Source organism: Nocardia sp. NPDC006982 (genome assembly GCF_042869435.1).
Lineage (GTDB): Bacteria > Actinomycetota > Actinomycetes > Mycobacteriales > Mycobacteriaceae > Nocardia.
The window spans coordinates 1-16,102 of sequence record NZ_JBIAFV010000014.1 but is presented as its reverse complement, the minus strand read 5'-3'; the positions used below and the strand labels follow the sequence as shown (position 1 = coordinate 16,102).

Below are 16,102 nucleotides of genomic sequence, written 5' to 3'. Positions count from 1 at the left end.
CGGGAAATCCCGAAGCCCGCTTCTGCCATTGGTTTACAGCGGAATGTTCTTGTGGTGACTCTTGCGCACCGGTGCCGCCGCCAATGCCGCGGCAATGGTGCTGCGGGTCTTGGCCGGGTCGATGACCTCGTCCACGACACCGATCGCGATGGCCCGCTCGACACCGCCGGCGATGCGCTCGTGCTCGACCGTCAAACGCTCGTGCAGCGCCTCACGCTCTTCCTCCGGCGCGGCCGCGAGGGCCTTCTTGTGCAGGATGCCGACCGCGGCCTTGGCGCCCATCACGGCGACCTCGGAACCGGGCCAGGCGTACACCGCGGTCGCACCGAGCGAACGGGCATTCATCGCGATGTAGGCGCCACCGTAGATCTTGCGGGTGACCAGCGTGACCCGCGGTACCCGGGCCTCGGCGAATGCGTGCAGCAGCTTCGCGCCGCGCCGCACCACACCCTCCCACTCCATGCTGACACCGGGCAGGTACCCGGGCACATCGGTGAGCACCACCAGCGGAATGCCGAACGCGTCGCACAACCGCACGAAACGCGCAGCCTTCTCGGCACTTTCGGAGTTAAGGCAGCCGCCGAGGCGGATCGGGTTGTTGGCGAGCACACCGACGGTGCGCCCGCCGAGCCGTCCGAGACCGGTGACGATGCTGCGCGCGTAACCGCCCTGCAACTCCTCGAACGAGGACTCACCGTCGACGTTGTCGAGCAGTTCGTGGACGATCGGCTTCACGTCATAGGCCCGCTTGGCCGATTCCGGCATCATCGCCTTCAGATCGACATCACCGTGCGCGGCCGCGACCAGATCGAATTCGCCCTGTTCGGCGAACATCGACACCAGGCGCCTGCCACGGTGCAGCGCGTCGGCCTCGTCATCGGCGACGATGTGCGTGACACCGGACTTCTTACCGTGCGTCTCCGGACCGCCCAGGGTGGCCATATCGACCTGCTCACCGGTCACACTGCGCACCACATCGGGACCCGTCACGAAGACCCGACCCTCCGGCGCCATGATCACGATGTCGGTCAGCGCCGGACCGTACGCGGCGCCACCGGCCGCGAAGCCGAGCACCACCGAGATCTGCGGCACCAGGCCGGACGCGCGAACCATGGCCTCGAAGACCAGACCGACCGCGTGCAGCGCCTCGACACCCTCGGCCAGGCGAGCGCCGCCGGAATGCCAGATGCCGACCACCGGAATGGCGGAATCGATGGCGGTGTCGATCGCGTCGACGATGTGCTTGCAACCCTCTACACCCATCGCACCGCCCATAACGGTGGCGTCGGAGCAGTAGGCAACCGTGCAGACACCGTCCACCTCGCCGATCGCGGCGAGCACACCGGACTTGTCGCGCGGGTGCAGCGGTAGCACGGTTCCGGGATCGAAGAAGCGCTCGAGCCGCCCGAGCGGATCACGCGGATCGGTGGCAGTGTCTGGTCGGAACGCGGGAGCCACAATCGTCATCGCGTTTTCTCCTCACCTCAAGGAAATGCGCCGCTACCGCGGCTGCGTATGTCGAACACCGGTGGGGTCGACCGACTTTGGCGTTGGTCGACCCCACCGGGGATCGTTGTGCAGTCGATAAGGCGGCTATGCCCGACCGAAGGCGAGCGCGACGTTGTGCCCACCGAAACCGAACGAGTTGTTGATGGCGTACTCGATCTCCTGGCGGCGGGCCTCGCCGTGCACCACATCCAGATCGATCTCCGGATCCTGGTTCTCCAGGTTCAGCGTCGGCGGGACGAGGCCGTCGCGGATGCTGAGCACAGTCAGCACCGATTCGAGCGCACCGACGGCGCCGATCGAGTGACCGAGGGCCGACTTCGGCGCGTACACCGAAGCGTGGTTACCCACGGCCTTGTTGATCGCGTTCGCCTCGGCGGTGTCACCGATGGGGGTCGCGGTCGCGTGCGCATTGATGTGGGTGATGTCCTTGGGCGTCAGACCCGCGGTCTGCATCGCCCTGGTCATCGCCCGGGCGGCACCGTCACCCGTGGGATCGGGTGCGACCAGGTGGAAGCCATCGGAGGTGATACCGGCGCCGAGCAGGCGCGCGTGGATCGTCGCGCCACGAGCCTTGGCGTGCTCCTCGGTCTCGATGACCATCAGCGCACCGGCCTCACCGAAGACGAAACCGTCACGATCCTTGTCGAAGGGACGCGAGGCGCCCTTCGGGTTGTCATTGCGGGTACTCATCGCACGCATCATGGTGAATGCCGCGATCGGCACCGCGTCGATGAAACCCTCGACGCCACCGGTGACGACCATATCGGCGTCACCCATGACGATCATTCGCCACGCATTGGCGATGGCCTCGGAGCCCGATGAGCATGCCGAGACCGGAGTGACCACTCCTGCCCTGGCCTTCAATTCGAGACCGACGACGGCCGACGGACCATTCGGCATGACCATCTGAACAGCCAGCGGCGAAATCTTGCGATAGCCACCGTTCTTCAGCTTGTCGACCGAGTCGATGAGCGCATCACCGCCACCGAGCCCGGTACCGATCGCCACACCCAGACGCTCCGGGTCGACCTCGGGGCTGCCCGCGTTCTGCCAGACCTCGCGACCGAGTACGGTCGCGAGCTGCTCGACGTAGGCCATGCGCCGACATTCGACACGGCTCAGCAGGGTCTCTGGCCGGACCTTCAGGTGACCGCCGATGCGGACCGGAAGGTCGTACTCCTCGACGAAGGGGTCCTCGAGAACGTCGATGCCGCTCTCGCCGTTGAGGAGTCCCTTCCACGTCGCATCGACATCACCAGCGATCGACGTGGTCGCCGCCATACTCGTGACGACGACATTGGGGAAATTCCCGTTCAAGGTGGAAGGAGTGGTCACAGTGTCGGCCCTACTCGGCGTCGAACTTGGCCTTGAGCTCCGCGGCCGCCTCAGCGTTCTCGGCCTCGAGCTTCTGGATGTAGCCGACGGCGTCGCCGACCGTCTTCAGGCTGGCCAGATCCTCGTCCGGGATCTTCACGCCGTACTTGTCCTCGGTCTGAACCGCGATCTCGACCATGGACAGCGAGTCGATGTCCAGGTCATCGACAAAGGACTTCTCGATCGTTACCTCGGAGGGCTCGATACCGGTCACCTCTTCGATGATCTTGCCGAGTTCCTCGACGATTTGTTCCTGGGTCAGAGCGGCCACTTCGTGGCTCCCTTCTTATCTACTTTGTAGGGCTTCACTGTTGTTTTTCGAATCGAGCGAGCCGATGGTTACCGTCCGCTCGGTCACGATCGCGTATTGGGATACACGGTCGCGGGGGGAAAGCTAGCCGGAAGTGGTGAGCCCGGCCAACGCGGGGAGGTCTTCGGGGGTCTTCAGGGCCAGTGTTGGCGTGCCTTTCAGTTCCCGTTTTGCAATGCCGACGAGCGTGCCCGCCGGCGGCAGCTCCGCCACTGCCGAGACCGCCGCTTGCCGGACGGTCTCGGTGCACAGGTCCCACCGGACGGGCCGGGTGACCTGCGCCGCGAGCTTAGCGACAGCATCGGCCCCGGAGGTAACCGGCTTGCCGTCGAAGTTCGAAAGCAGGGTCCTGGTCGGCTCGTTCGGCGTGATCTTGGATATGGCGTCCGTCACAGCGTCCTGGGCCGGGGCCATGAACGCGGTGTGGAATGCGCCCGCCACGGGCAGCGCACGCACCCGCGCCTTCTCGGGCGCATCGGCGGCGAGTTCCGCGAGGGCGGTCAAACGTCCGGCGGCCACGATCTGACCCGCGGCATTGCGGTTGGCCGGGACGAGTTCGAGCTCTTCGAGCCGGGCGAGCACGGCGGCCTCATCGCCACCGAGCACCGCGGACATACCGGTCGGCTCGAGAGCACACGCTTTGGCCATCTCCGCACCGCGGATGGCGGCCAGCCGCACCGCATCGTCGGCGGAGATGACTCCGGCGACCGCGGCGGCGGCGAGTTCACCGACCGAATGTCCGGCCACGATAGTATCGGCCGGAAGGGCATCCGGCTCGATTTCCGCGAAGGCCAGCAGTGCGGCGGCGACGACAAGCGGCTGGGTAACGGCAGTATCGGTGATCTCCTCCGCCGTCGCGGTGGTGCCGAGTCGAACCAGATCCAGGCCGGAGGCCTTGGACCAGATGGCGAGGCGATCAGTCGCGCCGGGGAGGTCGAGCCAAGGCGCGAGCATGCCGGGTGTCTGGGACCCCTGTCCAGGGGCGAACAACGCGATCACACCTCTAAGAAAACACTGTGAGGTACGCCGCAGGAGATGTCGACGCGAATGAACCTTGCGGAGCGCTTTTGTGGGAGTCCCACAAAAGCGCATGTGGGTTGCCTCGATCGACCTATTCGCTGGATCCGTTACATGCCCTCGTGACTCACCGGGAACTGAGTGACTTCTGGGGTAGGAGTTGACGATTCGTTACGGGTTCGTGTCAAACGACCTACTGTGGCGGCGATCCGGAGCACGTACGCATCCCGCGGATTCATCGGATCACGGCCCGTTATCTCGGCGATCCGCTTAAGGCGATAGCGAACGGTATTTGGATGAACGTACAGCTGACGCGCGCACGTCTCGACCGCGCCACCGCAATCCAGATAGGCCTCGAGAGTGTCGGCCAGCGCCGATCCGGCGGCGGCCAACGGTAGGACAAGATACTCGTTCAACGCGTCGATTGCAGCTCGGTCACCCAAAAGAGCTCGCTCGGGTAACAATTCCGCAGCGTGCACCGGTCGCGGGGCCCCGCGCCAGCCGACAACGGCCTCCATTCCGGCCAGCGCCTCCACCGCGCTGGCATGCGCCGCGCCGAGGGTGCGCATGGTCGGGCCGATCACCACCGGACCGTCGGAGAACACCTCCGCCAGCAGATCCGCGAGAAAAGGGGAGGCATAAGAGGTATCGCCCAGATTCCCGCTGACCACCATCACCAGCCGTGAACCTTGGACCACGGCCAGCGCCGCGCGACCGTGCCGCGCGGCGATCGTGTGCACCGAGCCGACCATCGAGACGCCCTGATCCCCCGGTGGCGTGCCGACCAGCACCGTCGCCGGTGCGGTGGCGTCCCAGTTCAGGGTCGCGGCCCGCGACAGCATGTCCGGACCGGTATCGCCGCGGACGACCGCGTCCACGACCAGCGCCTCGAGGCGGGTGTCCCATGCGCCGCGGGATTCCGCGGCGCTCGCGTACACCGAGGCGGCAGCGAATCCGAGCTCACGCCCGTAGCGCAATACCGCCTCGGTGAGTGCGACCAGCTGCCGATCATTGCGCGCGAGCGCGGGCAGCCACTGTTCGAAGAACTCCATGGCCACACGGACCATGTCCACGGTCTGGCGCAGCGTCAACCGCCGCGCCAGGTCCTGCGGGATCACTTGGAAGGCGTCCAGGCTGAACCGGATATCGCTATCGGGATCCTGTAGCCATTCCAGGAAGTTCACCACCGCGGTCTGCACCAGCATCTGGACGCCTGCGCGTTGCGCGGCGTCCAGATCGGCGAAGAACGGCAACCGATCCTGCATAGACCCGACTGCCTCGGTGGAGAGACGTCCGGAGAACTGCTTCACGCGTTTGAGCAGCGTGTCCGGCAGTGGGTCGCGAGTTTGCCGGTTCGGGGAGAGCGCGCCCGTCGGCAGATACACCTCGTGCTCGGAGGAGCCTTCGGAGATCCGACGCGGCCGCGGCGGTTTACGTTCCACCATCCAATCGTCCGCTATGCGAGTTCATCTTCGGTGCCGGGAGCCGACTTCGGCGCGGCGGCGACATCGTCTATGCGGTATTTGGCCGCAGCCTCGACAGCCTTGGCCGGATCGATCTTGCCGGTGCGGCCGAGTGCGGCCAGGGCGGCGACCACGATCGACTGCGCGTCGACATTGTAGACGCGGCGCGCGGCGGGGCGGGTATCGGAGAATCCGAATCCGTCCGTACCGAGCGTGGTGAAGTCGCCGGGCACCCACTTGCGCACCTGATCCGGCACCGCGCGCATCCAGTCCGTCGCGGCCACATACGGACCCTCGACCTGGGCCAGCGCCTGGGTGACGTACGGGACGCCCGCATCGGTGCCCGGATTGCGCAGCTGGGCGACCTCCTTGTCGAGTGCCTCCTTGCGGAGCTCACCCCACGAGGTCACCGACCAGACATCGGCCTGCACACCCCACTCCTCGGCGAGCAGCGCCTGGGCCCGCACGCCGTCGGGCACCGTGACGCCCGAGACCAGGATCTGGGCGCGCACATTGCCCTCGCCGCCGCGCTTGTACAGATAGAGGCCCTTGAGCAGTCCGGCGATATCGAGATCGTCGGGCTCGGCGGGCTGTACATACGGCTCGTTGTAGAGGGTGATGTAGTAGAAGATGTCCTCGCCGCCGAAGCCGCCCGCGGATCCGTGCGGATGCGTGCCGGGCAGTGCGCCGGGACCGGGCTGCGGTGTGCCGCCGCCGTACATGCGACGCAGACCGTCCCGCACGATGTGCGCGATCTCGAAGGAGAACGCCGGATCGTAGGTGACCACGGCCGGGTTGGTGGAGGCCAGCAGCAGCGAGTGGCCGTCGTTGTGCTGCAGCCCCTCACCGGTCAGCGTGGTTCGCCCGGCAGTTGCTCCGAGCACGAATCCGCGCGCCAATTGGTCCGCCGCCGCCCACAATCCGTCGCCGGTGCGCTGGAAACCGAACATCGAGTAGAAGATGTACAGCGGGATCATCGGCTCGCCGTGCGTGGCGTACGAGGTGCCCGCCGCGGTGAACGACGCGGTCGATCCGGCCTCGTTGATGCCCTCGTGCAGAATCTGCCCGACGGCACTCTCTTTGTAGGCAAGCATCAATTCCGCGTCGACGGAGGTGTACAACTGCCCGAGGCGGTTGTAGATCTTCAACGAAGGGAACCACGAGTCCATACCGAAGGTACGGGCCTCGTCCGGAATGATCGGCACGATCCGCTTGCCGATCTCCTTGTCCCGCAGCAGCTCCTTCATGAGCCGAACCAGGGCCATGGTGGTGGCCACGTTCTGCTTGCCGGAACCCTTGCGCACCGACTTGTACGCCTCGTCTCCGGGCAGTTGCAGCGGCTTTGCTGCGGCGCGCCGTTCGGGCAGGAAACCGCCGAGCGCCTTGCGGCGATCGAGCATGTACTGGATTTCGCGCGCCTGCATGCCCGGGTGGTAGTACGGGGGCAGGTAGGGATCCTTCTCCAGTTCGGCATCGGAGATCGGAATCCGCTGCAGGTCACGGAAGTCCTTGAGATCCTGCAGGGTCAGCTTCTTCATCTGGTGCGTGGCGTTGCGGCCCTCGAAGTGCTTGCCGAGGGTGTAGCCCTTGATGGTCTTGGCCAGGATCACCGTCGGCTGACCCTTGTGCGCCATCGCGGCCGCGTAGGCGGCATAGACCTTGCGGTAGTCGTGACCGCCGCGCTTGAGGTTCCAGATCTCCTGATCCGAAAGATCCTGAACCAGGGCCTTGGTGCGCGGGTCGCGACCGAAGAAGTGGTCGCGCACGTAGGCGCCGTCATTGGCCTTGTACGTCTGGTAGTCGCCGTCAGCGGTGGTGTTCATCAGATTCACCAGCGCGCCGTCGCGATCGGCGCCGAGCAGCGCGTCCCACTCCCGGCCCCAGATGACCTTGATGACGTTCCAGCCCGCGCCACGGAAGAACGACTCCAGTTCCTGGATGATCTTGCCGTTACCGCGCACCGGGCCGTCGAGACGCTGCAGGTTGCAGTTGATCACGAAGGTCAGGTTGTCCAGCCCCTCGTTGGCGGCAACCTGGATCAGGCCGCGCGATTCCGGCTCGTCCATCTCGCCGTCGCCCAGGAACGCCCAGACGTGCTGATCGGAGGTGTCCTTGATGCCGCGATCGTGCAGGTAGTGGTTGAACCGCGCCTGGTAGATGGCGTTCATAGGGCCTAGGCCCATGGACACCGTCGGGAACTCCCAGAAGTCGTTCATCAACCGCGGATGCGGATACGAGGGCAGGCCGTGGCCCGGGCCACCATGGCTGTACTCCTGCCGGAAACCGTCCATCCGGTCGGTGCTCAACCGGCCCTCGAGGAATGCGCGGGCGTAGATGCCGGGCGAGGCGTGACCCTGGATGAAGATCGAATCGCCGCCGCCGGAATGGTCCTTGCCGCGGAAGAAGTGGTTGAAGCCGACCTCGTAGAGCGCCGCCGAGGACGCGTAGGTCGAGATATGGCCGCCGACACCGATACCGGGACGCTGCGCCCGGTGCACCATGATCGCCGCGTTCCAGCGGATCCAGGCGCGGAAGCGCCGCTCCACCTCTTCGTCGCCGGGGAACCACGGCTCGTTCTCGGTGGGGATGGTGTTGACGTAGTCGGTGGAGGTCAGGGATGGAATGGCGACCCTACGCTCACCGGCGCGTTCCAACAGCCGGAGCATGAGGTAACGCGCGCGGCCCGGACCTTCCCGGTCGAGCATGTCATCGAACGATTCGAGCCATTCGGAGGTTTCCTCCGGGTCGATGTCCGGTAGATAGGACGCCACCCCTTCGCGGATAACCCGCACCCGCCCGCCCGTAGGCGGCACCTGCGATCCATTCGGATCACGCGGCGCGGAGTCGGTGCCGGCGGATTTCGCTGGCGCGGAAGAGTGGATCAGGTCGGTCAAATCTGCTCCTCGTACAGGGGTGGACAAGCTGATAGGCGTCTGTTTCCCCGGGCGGCACACTTGGTTGGCGGACCACCCGTTTTACGAAAGGTTCGGGCGCACCTCCATCCTTGCGGAAGTTGTGGCCCAGGTCATCATGTCAGGGGCAACTGCAGTACGGTTCCGCAGGGAACGTGAGTCGAGGACCGCCGGTGACACAGAGAGGCACGGAGGACGATGAAGGTGCTGGACCCACGCGGGTTCGGAGCGGTGTGCGCGGCAGCGGCGGTCGTGGTCGGGCTGACCATCGCGGGATGCGCGAAACACGTTGACGGCGTTGCCAATCCGAATGCCTCGGAGCTGGCCGCCTACAAGACCGAGGCGGCCGCTTCCTCCGCCGCGGCGACCTCCTCGCGCAAGGCCGCGGCCCAGGCGCAGGCGATCAGCGACAACTGCGGTCAATTCCCCACTACTACAGGCGTCGGGGTTTCGAAGTACAACGAATTCGTGGATGCGCACGATGCGAACGCCGCGGACTACAACGCCAAGCGCGATACCGCCGCCAAGACGCTCGAGGACGCCGCGACCAAAGTCGAGACCGGAGTGAACAACGCCAACGGCGCGCTGCCCGCCGATCTGCAGGCCAAATTCGCCGAATACGTCGCCGCCGCACGCCAGCTCGCCGCGGAGACCCGCAAGATGACCTACACCGCCCCGGTCGGCGCACTCAACGAGGCGAGCAAGCGGGTCAACGACGCGCGCAACGCGGTCAAGGACGCCTGCCCGAAACGCTGAATTCGTCCCACGAACCCGGGTCGGGTGGCGAAAATCGGCCAATGACACGAGGTTGCAACGCGACATTCCATGGGTATTTCGTCCGATCAGCTTGCGCTCGAGGCGATAACCATGTTCGCTTGCAACTACCTATTGTCTGGAGTTGAGGAGGACACCACCGTGGTCGCCGCGGCGGACGCGCAGAACTACGCTCAGAAGCTTGGCATTACACACGGCATGGTTGTCCAGGAGCTGGGCTGGGACGAGGACACCGACGACGACCTGCGGGCCGATGTCGAAGAGGCCAGCGGTGGGGAGATGGTCGACGAAGACTCCGACGAGGTTGTCGACGCTGTCCTACTGTGGTGGCGAGAAGGCGACGGCGATCTGGCGGATGAGCTGATGGAAGTCATCAGTCCGCTGGCCGACGAAGGCTTCATCTGGGTGCTCACTCCCAAGACCGGGCAACCTGGTCATGTCGATCCGAGCGATATCGCCGAAGCGGCACCCACCGCGGGTTTGACGCAAACCTCGGCGATCAGCCTCGGTGCCTGGTCCGGCAGCCGCCTCGTGCAGCCCAAGGCACCCTCGAAACAGCGCTGACCGCTTTCGCTATGGTTTCGCCGGGCGGTGTTTCACCGCCCGGTGTAGCCCGACACGATGGAGGATCAGTGATGCCAGTCGAGGTTGGCCCGCTGGAAGTCGGCACGCTCGCGCCGGATTTCACACTCAAGGATCAGAACAACCAGGACGTCACGCTCTCGGATTACCGCGGCAAGAAGAACGTGCTGATCGTGTTCTATCCGCTTGCCTTCACCGGCATCTGCCAGGGCGAGCTGTGCAAGGTCCGCGACGAGTTGCCCAAATTCCAGAACGACGCCGCGGAAATCCTCGCCATCTCGGTCGGCCCGCCGCCCACCCACAAGATCTGGGCCGCCGAACAGGGCTACGTCTTCCCGCTGCTGTCCGACTTCTGGCCGCACGGCGCCGTCGCCCAGTCCTTCGGCGTCTTCAACTTGAAATCCGGCTACCCCAACCGCGGAACCTTCGTCGTGGACCGCGACGGCGTCATCCGCTTCGCCGAAATGAATGGCCCCGGCGAGCCCCGTGACCAGGCGGCTTGGGAGAAAGCGCTCGCCGCGCTAGAGTCCTAGACCGGCCCGTCGGTCACCCACCGACGGATCCCGGGCGTATAGCTCAGTGGTAGAGCTCTGGTTTTACACACCAGCGGTCGGGGGTTCGAACCCCTCTGCGCCCACCAAAGTCGATGCAGCTAGACAACGGTTTCATTGGCCCGCCCTGTTTGCTCCACGCTCATTCCGTGGAGCAAACGTGGAGCAGGTCCTTTACATCACATCCGAGCGAGCCTCGTTTGCCGCAGTAGCAACTAGATAGATCCACGAGCGATAAATCCGTTCAACGGTGGGCTGGCGATGCTTTTGCCTCCGGCAGCCTGACGGGATCCCCTGGCACCCATTGGCGCAGGGTGACTTCTCTGGGGTTTCGCGGGGTGTTCAACCGCCGAATCGAAGGAGTATCTGCAGCTCAGTGGCTTTCGCGCCGACTGTAACAGATCACCACAGGTGTGGTGCAGTAGTTGCCGCGGGAGGTTGTGGCGGTCGTTCGATCGGTCAGTTCTGGCGTCACCGCACTGGGGTTACTGGTACTGGTTGTGTCGACTCGGTCGGGCTGGCCGGGGTCAGGCGGCCTCGGGGTGCAGCAGGGCCGAGAGATCTGGTGGAGTCGGCATCGGCTGGCGCAGCCCGACGCGGGCGCGGCCGGTGTTGCCTTCGGGGTAGCGGCCTGACAGCGACCCAGGGGCGGCAACGATGATTCGGATGACCTGGCCGATGGCTTCGCGGCGGTCGCGCTGCTGCACGGCCAGGAAGAACATCGCGAGGTGGTTGCGGGTGTGCAGCCATGGGTCGGGCTGCGACAGAATGTGCGCGCGCTCGAGGTGGACCCACCGTTGACCGGCGGCGGCCGCGGCCTTCGCGGCCTGCATTTCCTCGTGATATCGGGCGCGGGCGGTGTCGGGGAGGCTGGGCATCAGCGGTCCTTTTCCGTGGGGTGGTCTCAGCAGCCGCAGTCGTGTCCGGCGGTCGGCCCGGCGGCGCCGATCGCGACCGGTGTCGGGCAGCAGGCGTCGCCTTTCCAGGCGTTGAGGCCTTCTTTGACCGCGATCACCGCGATCACCAGCGCGGCGATCGGGTCGGCCCAGGACCAACCGAACAGGCTGTTGAGCAGCAGCCCGACCAGCAGCACCGCCGAGAGGTAGGTGCAGAGCAGGGTTTGCTTGGAATCGGCGACCGCGGAGGCGGATCCGAGTTCTCGCCCGGCGCGGCGCTGTGCGGCCGACAGCACCGGCATGATGACCAGGCTGGCTGCGGCCAGCCCGATCCCGATCGGGGAATGCTGGGCTTTGCCCAGGCCGAGCAAGACGCGAATCGAGTCGACGGTGACGTAGGCGGCGAGGGCGAAGAAGGAGAACGCGATGATCCGCAGCGCGATCTTCTCCCGCGCTTCTGGGTCCCGGCCGGCGAACTGTCAAGCCACCGCCGCCGCGGAGGACACCTCGATCACCGAGTCCAGCCCGAACCCGATCAGCGCGGTCGAGGACACCCGGGTGCCCTCGGTGAGGGCGATGATCGCCTCGACGACGTTGTAGGAGATCGTCGCGGCGACCAGCCAGCGGATCCGCCGCGCCAACACCGCTTTGCGGCCCGGGTCGGGTCCGAGCGCCACCGCCGCCGGCGGCGAGGGCATGCCGAGCGAGGCCATCAGCAGCACCCTTCGGCATCCGAGGCCGGGCAGCAGGCCGGGTCGACGGCCAGCACCAGCCCGAGCAGGTCCTCCAACGCGGACGCGATGCGGGCGTCGGCCAGCTCGTAGCGGCTGCGACGCCCCTCGGGGACCGCGACCACCAGCCCGCACCCGCGCAGACAGGCCAGATGGTTGGACAGGATCTGGCGTGACACCCCGATCCGCTCGGCCAAATCCGAGGGATAGCCCGGCGCGGTGCGCAGGTTCAGCAGGATCTGGGTGCGGGTCGGATCCGACAACGCGTGCCCGAAGCGGGCCAGCGCGTCGCTGTGCAGCGCGGTTTCCATGAACCGATAATACATCCGTTTCTGTATTCAGCTAGATCTGGATCATTGGTCGGTGAGAAGAAGTAGATAGAATTTTTCATCATGAGGAGGGCAGTGTTTCCTTTATCAGAGGATGTGGTGTGGTGTCGGGTGATTGGCTGATCGGGAGGGATCGGGGCGCCGTGGCATCCGAGCGCATCTACGCTGCGGCAGCGGAATTGATCGCCCGGGACGGGTACGACAGGTTCACCATCGACGCGCTGGCGGCGAAGATCCATTGCTCACCGGCGACGATCTATCGGCACGCCGGGGGGAAGGCGGTGATCCGGGAGGCCGTGCTCGCTATGTTCGCGGCGCGGGTGGTCGATGGCGTGCGTGAGAGCATCCGCGATCTGGACGGTGGTGACCGTATCGTCACCGCGGTGGTGGTGGCGTTGCGGCGGATCCGGTCCGATCCGCTGGGCCCGATCATGATGAGCGGGGTGCGCGACGGCCGTGGTGGATCGTTGGTGACCTCGCCGGTGGTGGAGGCTCTGGCGGCGGAGATGATCGGCGCACAGCGCTCGAATCCGGCCGCGGCGCAGTGGCTGGTGCGGGTGGTCATGGCGTTGTGGTGTTGGCCGGTGCCAGATCCCGAGCTCGAAGAGCGGATGGTGCGCGAGTTCCTCGGGCCGGTCCTGGCCGGGTCCGCCGGACCCCGCGATGCCCTAGCTGATGCTCAGGTGCAGGCTCTGCACCCGGCGGATCAGGATGCTGGGTAGCCACGGCCCGACCTCGGCGGCCTCGATCCAGGTGGTGCGCTCCAGCAGCATGCCCAGCACGACTTCGGCTTCCAGGCGGGCCAGGGGCGCGCCGACGCAGAAGTGCGCGCCTCGGCCGAACGCGAGGTGGCTCTTGGCCGCCGGCCGATCGAGGCGGAACTCGTGCGGCGCGTCGAATTTGGCCGGGTCGCGGTTGGCGGCGCCCCACAGCAACAGCAGATGCGACCCGGCGGGCAGATCGGTGCCCGCGAGGGTGGTATCGGACAGTACGTGCCGGTAGTGGCCGCGAAACGGTGGCTCGTAACGCAACGTTTCCTCGATGAACGGCCCCAGCAGGTTCCGGTCCTCGCGGACCCGCCGCTGAACGTCGGGCAACTCGGTGAGAATTCGTACCGCACTGCCCAGCAGTGACGCGGTGGATTCCCCGGCCGCGCTGAACAGGGTGACCATCATGGCCAGCGCGGGGAGCTGATCCAGCTCACCGGCGGCGCAGCGGGTCGCCAGATCCCCGAGCAGCCCCGAGTCCGCGTGGTCGAGGTGCCCGGCGATATAGCCGCTCAGCTCCAGGGCCGCGACCCCAGACGCCGTCAGCTGGTCGGGGGTGACGATGGCGTTGAGCACCCCCACGCTGGCGTAGCTCCAGCGGATCAGCTGATCGACGTCCACGGCGGGCACGCCGAGCAACTCGGCAACCACCATCATCGGCAGCCGGTCGGCCACCGCGCTCATCCACTCGATCCGCCCACCACACACCCCCTGATCCCACAGCCTGCCCGCGGTCTGGGCCGCGAACGTGCGCAGCTGGCCGATGCGGCGAGCCGACAGGTGCGGCAGCATGATCTTGCGGTGGACTTGGTGCCGCGGATCGTCCGCTGTGGCCAGCACCTGTGCGGCGGCGTCGAGCGGGATCATCGGCTGTTCCGACAGGGTCCCGTCGTGGAACACCATCGCGGCGGTCAGATTCGAGGAGAAATCCTCGCAGCGTCCGACGGCGTTCACGACCGCGTCCCAACCACACACCGCGTGAAACGACGAACGGCCCAGACGCGACACTGGACCGGCCGCACGCAACCGGTCGTACACCGGATACGGATTCTGTACACCCTCGGCGCTGAACAACTCCAGGGCCTCATCGACAACCGCCATACGCCCACCTTGAACCGGCCTCTCACCAGGGTCAACACCGCCCGCCGAACCTGCGAGACCCACCATCGTGCGGCCCCGGAACCGGACCTCACTGCGCCGCTCCGACCAGCACGAACCCGCCGACGGCGAGCGGATTGTTTCTCACGATGAGAATTCGCGCAGCCGCAGCAACGGTCCGGATCGAAGGCGTTCGGTCGTCGCACGGGACGGATCGGATTGTTTCCTGCGGTCGAGTGTTCCTGGGTACATTCCACCTTGACGGGCGTGGAGCAGACCAACAGCAGCGTGGAGCAGGCGCATGTTTCAGCCTGTCGTTTCGTGTCGTTGACTGTCGACTACCCAACTCGCCGAAATACGCTGGCCTGCACAGATTTATGAACGCATCCGCAGTGGTCAGGGGCTCGCGCAGGGATTGTCGGCTGTGCTGGATTTACACACGAGCGGTCGTGGGTTCGCACCCCTCTGCACCCACCGAAGAACATCCAGGTAGAGACCGATTCCTATCGGACGCCTTCGCCCGGGCGAAGGTAGCCAACCGAAGGTCGAACTCGAGGTAGCGGTTCTCGGCACCGCACAGCGTATTTGCCAGCCTCCTTCGGCGGGTCTCGATGTCGTGTCGAAAACGACCGAAACCGGACAACAACGGCGATGGGGCGACATGGCGGCATTCCACGCCGCCCGTCGACGGGCCGTCGCGCACCGACGAATGATTGCGACAAAATAGCTATCAAGCGGTACGTAGGCCAACGATTTGCTCTGAAATGCGATATTGTCCGAAGGCGCGAAGATAGCCGGGAGCGATCCCAGTCAGTGCCGTTCGTCTGTGAAGGTCGAAAAATCGGAACGGATGGAAGTGTGGTGAAGATCAAGAAGCTCCTGGCGACTGCGAGCTTGGCCATCGCGGCCACCGCCACAACCACCGTCATGGCCAACGGGCAGGCCGGGGTGGCCTCGGACATCACCGTCGGCGCGAACGCCGGTCCCATCGCCTACACCACCGCCCTCGCAGCCGATCACACCAGCGCGCTGGTGCGGCTGGCCTCCGGCAGATTCACACTCGGCCCCGACGCGGTCACTGTGACCGCGGACGACGGCACCGTCGTCGGCACCATTCCGACGACGTTGCAGGCCCAGACCGGGCAGACATTCAACCTCACGCCGGCGCTGGACAACACCGGCACGGAATTGACGCTGACCCCCGCGTCGGCCCCCGTGCCCGGGCTGCACCAGGCACTGGGAAACTTCGCCGTCGTCGAGGTCGGCGAGATGATCGGTTGTGTCATCGGCATTCTCATCGGAATCTGGTTCTTCCTGGTGGGTGCCATCATCGGCTGTGCGGTCGGTGCGATCATCGGCCAGCTCATCGCCTAGGGCTTCCCCTCCGTCGGCTAGGGCTTCGCCTCCGCCAACCGAGCCGCCCGGCAGCCGGCGTCCCCGCTACCGTGGCGGGCTACCGTGCGGTATGGCCCGAATCGTGGTGGTGGGCAGCGTCAATAACCCCGCCCCTGAAACACCAGGCCCGCAACCAGCGCCGATAATGGATCTCCACATCGGCTGAGAGCACCAGCCGCGAACATTCGCACATGCCGCCTGTGAATCGTTCGGATCGGGTGACAACTGCAACCGATAGCGTCGAGCTAGGGTCATGGCTACGCCAGCGAATTCCGACGTCGTTCATCGATGAACCTGGAAGGACCTTCATGCGAGCCGTCACAGTCCGGGACCGCGAAGCCGGCATCGGCGGATTGACCCTGACCGATCTGCCCCACCCCCACGCCGCCGAGAA

The 16,102-nt window shown here is 65.9% G+C and carries 14 protein-coding genes, 1 tRNA gene and 1 pseudogene; 6 read left to right on the top strand and 10 right to left on the bottom strand.

Features of this window, described 5'->3' with window-relative positions:
- Positions 1-33: 33 nt before the first annotated feature.
- The 6 genes from ACFYOW_RS37200 to aceE all read right to left on the bottom strand — a co-directional run bounded on the left by ACFYOW_RS37200 (position 34) and on the right by aceE (position 8,486).
- Entirely contained in the window at positions 34-1,467 is a 1,434-nt protein-coding gene (locus ACFYOW_RS37200; protein ID WP_387294748.1) for an acyl-CoA carboxylase subunit beta, read from the bottom strand.
- Positions 1,468-1,593: 126 nt separating this feature from the next.
- Positions 1,594-2,844, bottom strand: coding sequence for a KasA/KasB family beta-ketoacyl-ACP synthase (locus ACFYOW_RS37195; RefSeq protein WP_387294747.1), 1,251 nt, complete (start codon positions 2,842-2,844; stop codon positions 1,594-1,596).
- Positions 2,845-2,854: 10 nt separating this feature from the next.
- Positions 2,855-3,154, bottom strand: coding sequence for a meromycolate extension acyl carrier protein AcpM (acpM, locus tag ACFYOW_RS37190; RefSeq protein ID WP_063040462.1), 300 nt, complete (start codon positions 3,152-3,154; stop codon positions 2,855-2,857).
- Between the two features lie 123 nt (positions 3,155-3,277).
- Positions 3,278-4,192, bottom strand: coding sequence for an ACP S-malonyltransferase (locus ACFYOW_RS37185; protein ID WP_040688301.1), 915 nt, complete (start codon positions 4,190-4,192; stop codon positions 3,278-3,280).
- Positions 4,193-4,320: 128 nt separating this feature from the next.
- Positions 4,321-5,655, bottom strand: coding sequence for a CdaR family transcriptional regulator (locus ACFYOW_RS37180; protein WP_063040466.1), 1,335 nt, complete (start codon positions 5,653-5,655; stop codon positions 4,321-4,323).
- Between the two features lie 11 nt (positions 5,656-5,666).
- Positions 5,667-8,486 carry a pyruvate dehydrogenase (acetyl-transferring), homodimeric type gene (gene aceE, locus ACFYOW_RS37175; protein ID WP_387295021.1) on the bottom strand — a complete coding sequence of 940 codons (2,820 nt, stop codon included), beginning with the start codon at positions 8,484-8,486 and terminating at the stop codon, positions 5,667-5,669.
- A gap of 297 nt (positions 8,487-8,783) precedes the next feature.
- Here aceE and ACFYOW_RS37170 point away from each other — a divergent pair, with 297 nt between their 5' ends.
- The 4 genes from ACFYOW_RS37170 (at position 8,784) to ACFYOW_RS37155 (ending at position 10,581) form a co-directional block, all read left to right on the top strand.
- Positions 8,784-9,341 carry a hypothetical protein gene (locus ACFYOW_RS37170; RefSeq protein WP_387294746.1) on the top strand — a complete coding sequence of 186 codons (558 nt, stop codon included), beginning with the start codon at positions 8,784-8,786 and terminating at the stop codon, positions 9,339-9,341.
- A gap of 159 nt (positions 9,342-9,500) precedes the next feature.
- Positions 9,501-9,923 carry a DUF3052 domain-containing protein gene (locus ACFYOW_RS37165; RefSeq protein ID WP_040688342.1) on the top strand — a complete coding sequence of 141 codons (423 nt, stop codon included), beginning with the start codon at positions 9,501-9,503 and terminating at the stop codon, positions 9,921-9,923.
- 71 nt (positions 9,924-9,994) lie between these two features.
- A complete protein-coding gene (locus ACFYOW_RS37160) occupies positions 9,995-10,474 on the top strand; it encodes a peroxiredoxin (protein WP_387295019.1) in 480 nt (159 codons plus the stop codon).
- 32 nt (positions 10,475-10,506) lie between these two features.
- Positions 10,507-10,581, top strand: a tRNA-Val gene (locus tag ACFYOW_RS37155).
- A gap of 438 nt (positions 10,582-11,019) precedes the next feature.
- On the opposite strand, the gene ACFYOW_RS37150 is transcribed toward ACFYOW_RS37155, so the two are convergent.
- The 3 genes and pseudogenes from ACFYOW_RS37150 to ACFYOW_RS37140 form a co-directional block, all read right to left on the bottom strand.
- On the bottom strand, positions 11,020-11,370 hold the full coding sequence (locus ACFYOW_RS37150; RefSeq protein WP_387294745.1) for a DUF3703 domain-containing protein: 351 nt from the start codon (positions 11,368-11,370) through the stop codon (positions 11,020-11,022).
- A gap of 26 nt (positions 11,371-11,396) precedes the next feature.
- Positions 11,397-12,101 (bottom strand): annotated as a pseudogene (locus ACFYOW_RS37145) (cation transporter).
- Positions 12,101-12,430, bottom strand: a complete 330-nt coding sequence (locus ACFYOW_RS37140) for an ArsR/SmtB family transcription factor (protein ID WP_387294744.1) — start codon at positions 12,428-12,430, stop codon at positions 12,101-12,103. Before ACFYOW_RS37140 ends, ACFYOW_RS37145 begins: the two are co-directional and overlap by 1 nt.
- Before the next feature lie 119 nt (positions 12,431-12,549).
- Between ACFYOW_RS37140 and ACFYOW_RS37135 the strand changes: the two genes are divergently transcribed.
- Entirely contained in the window at positions 12,550-13,170 is a 621-nt protein-coding gene (locus ACFYOW_RS37135) for a TetR/AcrR family transcriptional regulator (RefSeq protein ID WP_387294743.1), read from the top strand.
- Here the strand turns inward: ACFYOW_RS37135 and ACFYOW_RS37130 are convergent.
- Complete coding sequence (locus tag ACFYOW_RS37130; RefSeq protein WP_387294742.1) at positions 13,117-14,316, bottom strand: cytochrome P450; 1,200 nt, start codon at positions 14,314-14,316, stop codon at positions 13,117-13,119. The two genes, ACFYOW_RS37135 and ACFYOW_RS37130, sit on opposite strands and share 54 nt — an antisense overlap.
- Positions 14,317-15,174: 858 nt before the next feature.
- Between ACFYOW_RS37130 and ACFYOW_RS37125 the strand changes: the two genes are divergently transcribed.
- Entirely contained in the window at positions 15,175-15,687 is a 513-nt protein-coding gene (locus tag ACFYOW_RS37125) for a hypothetical protein (protein ID WP_387294741.1), read from the top strand.
- Positions 15,688-16,102: the final 415 nt, after the last annotated feature.